Annotated in this window: 4 protein-coding genes and 1 pseudogene; 4 read left to right on the forward strand and 1 reads right to left on the reverse strand. The window is 60.7% G+C overall.

Features of this window, described 5'->3' with window-relative positions; all coding sequences use genetic code 11:
- Window positions 1-174 precede the first annotated feature (174 nt).
- From ACLHHB_RS10610 to ACLHHB_RS10625, 4 genes and pseudogenes are all read left to right on the forward strand, one after another.
- On the forward strand, window positions 175-1,179 hold the full coding sequence (locus ACLHHB_RS10610; RefSeq protein ID WP_410218256.1) for a PRC-barrel domain-containing protein: 1,005 nt from the start codon (window positions 175-177) through the stop codon (window positions 1,177-1,179).
- Between the two features lie 140 nt (window positions 1,180-1,319).
- Window positions 1,320-1,844: a hypothetical protein gene (locus tag ACLHHB_RS10615; RefSeq protein WP_410218257.1), complete on the forward strand. Its 525-nt coding sequence runs from the start codon at window positions 1,320-1,322 to the stop codon at window positions 1,842-1,844.
- A 268-nt stretch (window positions 1,845-2,112) separates the two neighbouring features.
- Window positions 2,113-3,792 carry a mechanosensitive ion channel family protein gene (locus ACLHHB_RS10620; protein ID WP_410218258.1) on the forward strand — a complete coding sequence of 560 codons (1,680 nt, stop codon included), beginning with the start codon at window positions 2,113-2,115 and terminating at the stop codon, window positions 3,790-3,792.
- 577 nt (window positions 3,793-4,369) lie between these two features.
- Window positions 4,370-4,521, forward strand: a pseudogene (locus ACLHHB_RS10625) (electron transfer flavoprotein subunit alpha/FixB family protein); the annotation flags it as partial.
- A 163-nt stretch (window positions 4,522-4,684) separates the two neighbouring features.
- On the opposite strand, the gene ACLHHB_RS10630 reads toward ACLHHB_RS10625, so the two are convergent.
- Entirely contained in the window at window positions 4,685-4,816 is a 132-nt protein-coding gene (locus ACLHHB_RS10630; protein WP_410218259.1) for an AAA family ATPase, read from the reverse strand.
- Window positions 4,817-4,820 lie beyond the last annotated feature (4 nt).

Here is a 4,820-nt window from a genome sequence, read left to right on the forward strand (position 1 = left end):
GAGCAGGTCTCCCGGTGGAGCCCGAACCATGTCAAACGCTCAGAAACAACAGGCTGGAGCGTAGGAAGAACATTCTGCAGTCTCAAGAAATATGAATTTTATTTGAACAATCTCCGCATCAGCACGTTTGTTTGATCTCAAGGCCAGAAGATTAACCTGATCAGGAGACTACTCATGCTGATGAAGCTTATGGGAAGCGTTGCTGCCAGTGCCGTTCTGGCGACGGCGGGCATTGCGCAGGAGGCGCCTGCAACCACTGCTCCGGCCGGGGAGGTTATTGTGGATCAGGCCGATCCGCAGGTGGATGTCACGGTTCCGGCGCCCGATGTGGATGTGACCCAGTCGCCGCCGGAAGTGACGGTGGAGCAACCCGAACCCACGGTGAACGTGCAGCAGGCCCCGCCGCAGGTGACGGTGGAGCAGTGTGCGCCCACCATCACGGTGACGCAGGCCCCGCCGACCGTGACCGTGGACATCCCGCAGCCCCGCGTGGGCGTGCGCATGGCCGATCCTTCCGTACAGGTGGCACAGGGTGAGCCGCAGGTGATGGTCGACACGCCCGAGCCGGTGGTCCGCTACCAGGCGCCCGAGCCGAGGATCGTGGTCAGCGATGCCGAGGCCGAGGTCAATGTCCGGGAAACCGAGGCAAATGTGGATGTGGCGGCCGCCGAGCAGGCGCGTGTCAACCTGCGCAGCCAAGATCCGGCCGTCAATGTTCAGGAAGGCGGCGAAGCGCAAGTGAATGTGGCACAAGCCCCCGATCCCAATGTGCAGGTTCAGGACGGCGGCGAGGCCGAGGTGAATGTCACTCAAGCCGAGCCTCAAGTGGATGTGACGGGTGCAGGTACAGCCCAAGGTGCCGCCGGCATCGCAGCCCGTGAAGGGTATCAGCCTGCAGCCATGGAAACCCTGACGGCAGAAAATGTCGAAGGTGCCGAGATCTATTCCGCCGATGACCAGAACATCGGGCAGGTCACCGACCTGGTCCTGACGGCTGACGGACAGATCGAGCAGGTCATCGTCGGCGTCGGCGGGTTCCTGGGGATTGGCGAGCGCAATATCGCGCTGCCGATGAATCAGGTCTCCTTCCAGCAGGCCGCCGGAGGAGACAATCTGCGCGGCTACATCTCTGCTGAATCCAGTGCCATCGAAAGCATGCCCGAGTATCAGGGCCAGTAAGAGCGTCCGCGCTTCCTTGCGCCTGCGGTTTCCGAACCGCAGGCGGCTCATGAACCGGCATTCGGCCATTCTTTCATCCGACTGCAGACCACCGCCACGTTTTCCGGTTGGTCCCAGTCCCGAACCAGAACGGAGCCCCCATGGCCAGAAACGATCCGCATGTGACAACGCGCACAACAGACCCCGCCGCTCCTCCTCATCGGGACGGCACTGCAGAAAAAAAGAGCAGCATCGTCCCCATCATCATCGGGATCCTGATCGTGGCCGCTTTGGCCTGGTTCCTGATCTCCATGATGGGCGGGGATGAGGAAACGGTGACCGATACCGAGACCACATCGGAAGTCGTCAGCGATGGTGCCGCAACAGAGCCCACGGCGACGGCACCCGTTGCCGATCCTGCACCGGCGACCCCGGCGGTTGAGCCGGAACCTGCGGCGCCAGCCAGCGACAATGCTGCCGCCCCTGCCGTCGAACCGCCGGCCACCGAAGACACTGCAGCCGCGCCCGGTGCTGAACCAGAGACGAATGTGGAAACGATCACCGTCGATATCGCGGATCCGAACGAGGCCCCTGCCGCCGGAACCGATGCCGGCACTGCCCCACAGGCAGAGACCGGAACAACCACTGTTCCTCCGCAAGAACCGGCTGCCGCGCCGGCAAACTGAGGCATGATCTGCTTTACAGCTTCCTGACCACCCTGTCAGGTGCCGTCATGGTTGCAAGGCAATCCCGCGGCAGCACGAAGTGCCTGTCAAAAACAACCAAATGATCAACGGCGCTTCAGAGCACTTGAAGCGCCGTTGCTTCATGAAAGTCCCCTTCTCTTCCTAACGCACCGACACAGATGAAGTCGTAAGCAATGCGCCATCGGGATGATCCTGTAGTGGTCCAGCCTCGGAGAGCTTCCTCTGTGCTTTTACGGATAAACATCAGATGAGCCGCCCTGTCACAGCCCTTGCGCTGATCCTTGTCTTCGCGGGCGCCATACCTGCTCGGGGACATGCACAGGAAACAGTGTTTGAGGCGCCTGCCCTGAATGCAGGATTGGGAGCCGTTCCGGATCGGATCAACCGGGAAACCCCGCGCGCCGCGATGGCCAGCTTTCTCCGGGCGGCCGATGACGAGGACTGGGCGGCTGCTGCGCATGTGCTGGACCTGAGCGAACTGCCCCCGGAGCAGCAGGCAGCCCAAGGCCCGCAACTGGCGCATGATCTTTATGACGTGATCGATCGCAAGGTGGTCCTGGACTGGTCGGTACTGCTCGATCGCCCTGATGCCCTGCACCCCCAAGGCGGCGACACCGACGCGATGGCGGGCGAGACGCGTCGTTCGCTTGTGCTGCGCGATCTTTCCCTTGACCCTGTTCCTGCCGAAATCCGCCTGAACCGCCTCCTGCCTGTCGGACCGGACCAGCCTGTATGGATATTTCCTGTCGAGACCGTTCGGGACGTGCCTGCCCTGCACGATGTTTATGGGCCGTCACGGTTCGAAGCCGCACTGCCTGAATGGATGCGGGAAAAGACTGCTGGCGAACTGATGCGGTGGGAATGGATCGGCCTGCCGGTCCTGACCCTCGTAGCCATCCTGCTGGGCTGGATTGTTCACCGGACCCTTGCCATCGCGGGCCGATACGCGCGCGGCCGGATCTCCAAAGGTATCCTCGGCGCCGCATCCAAACCGCTGATCATCGCCAGCGTGACCACCTTGATCTGGTGGGTGACCAGCAACGTGTTTGTCTTTTCCGGTCGGATCGATGTCTTCCTCGCGCCCGCCATTGCCACAGGCTTTGTCACGGCGCTGCTGCTGTTCATCGTCAGCAGCATCGAGGCACTGTTGAACGGGTTTGTTGCGCCGGGTGAGGACGTTGACCTGACGCTTGCGAAACAGGCGGAAGCTCGTGCTCTGGCCACGCGTCTCAACGCGGCACGCCGGGTGCTCGTGGTGCTGGTCTTCCTGATCGGTGCCGGGGTGGTTCTGTCGTCGGCCGATCTTGCAGGCAATCTGGGGCTCTCGCTTCTGACCTCGGCAGGGGCGATGACGATCGTTCTCGGCTATGCTGCGCGCAACGTCCTCAGCAACATCATGGCATCGTTGCAGATCGCGCTGAACCAGTCGGCCCGGGTCGGTGACCGCGTCGTATACAAGGGGGAACTCTGCCACGTCGAACGCATCAACATGACCTTTGTCCAGCTGCGCAACTGGGACAGCACCCGTCTGATCGTGCCCGTCGAAGAGTTCGCCTCGGAAACCTTCTCGAACTGGACGCTTCAGGATCCGGCAATGCTGCGCGTTCTCAGACTGAAGCTGGACCCGCGGGCCGATGTCGATGCCCTTCGTTCTGCATTCAGGGAGGTTCTCGATCATGTCGCAACGCTGGAGATCGGAGATAACCTGAGTGATTTGGGCGGTGCGAGCGTCAATGTGGCTGATCAGGACATCTTCGGCATCGAGGTGTGGTTCAGCGTGCCCTGCACCGATCCGAACACGTCTTGGGAGGTGGCCTGCGTTGTTCGAGAACACTTGCTTTCTGGTGCGGCGAAGCTGGAACGAGACACCGGCAAAGCCATTTTCGCGCCGGTGCTTGCCGCGGGTGCAAAGTTGAATGGAGCATGAGCAAGCCCGTGGCGTGTTGACAGCATCGCGGCTGGGGTCTTCCTCTCTCCCTGCTTCATCGACCACTGAAAAATGCCCCGACAGGCTGACGACCGACCTGTCCCGGGAAGAAGCTTGGTGACGCTGCGCCAGCGGCTCACGAGGACACTCACGATTGAGCAACTAACTTTTCCAGCAAAAATGCGTTGATATTTCTCAGGTCCTGCACCTCGAACCAAATCAAGGATCTGCCCGGTTTTCAAGGCTTCAGTCGCGCCGATCAACGATTCATTCCCGCGTTCAAGGATCCGCTCCAGAACGTAGCTCTCAACATCCAGATGCTCTGCCACAAAGTCGCACCTGACGCCAAGGATCGCGTGGCGGACGTCAGGGTCTGTGCGGTATCGGCAAGAATCTCGAGAGCAAAATCATTCTCAATGTCAAAGCCCAAGGAGCAGTTACTTAGGTTAAGCACTTCATCTTGAGGAGCCGTTCATGAACAACCATGACTTCGACATCACACGATTTGCTCTTCTCTTGGCGAGAACATGCGTTTGAAGGAAGCAGTGGGCGTGCCGGTCCGCCTTCCTCACCTCCCGGGGGAGATCAGCACCTGGCCGGCATGAAGGACAGCAAGGTCATTGTCGCCATCAACAAGGACGAGGAGGCCCCCATCTTCCAAGTGGCCGACTATGGCCTCGTGGGCGACCTGTTTTAACCCTTGTGCCGGAACTGACCGAAAAGCTGTAGGGCGGCTCATTCCCCCTGAAGAAGCCAAAACCGCCTCCGTCCCTTGGGGGCGGTTTTGGATTGCAGCAGCGCAAGCTGTACCTTGGTTCGGGATGCCTACAAGCCTATCTGCAAAAATACCTGCTTCGGCGCAGAACAGGATATCCGGCAAGCACTCTACGGGTCACACATGCATCCTTGAGCAAGTTGCACAGCGCCTCACGCCCTTGGCGGTCAGGATGCGGAGGATCGGGTTCACGATCGTGGTCTTGCCCACGCCGGGGCCGCCGGTGATGACGGTGACCTTGGAGCGCAGCGCC

The organism is Paracoccus sp. (in: a-proteobacteria) (genome assembly GCF_046462195.1).
Classification (GTDB): domain Bacteria; phylum Pseudomonadota; class Alphaproteobacteria; order Rhodobacterales; family Rhodobacteraceae; genus Paracoccus.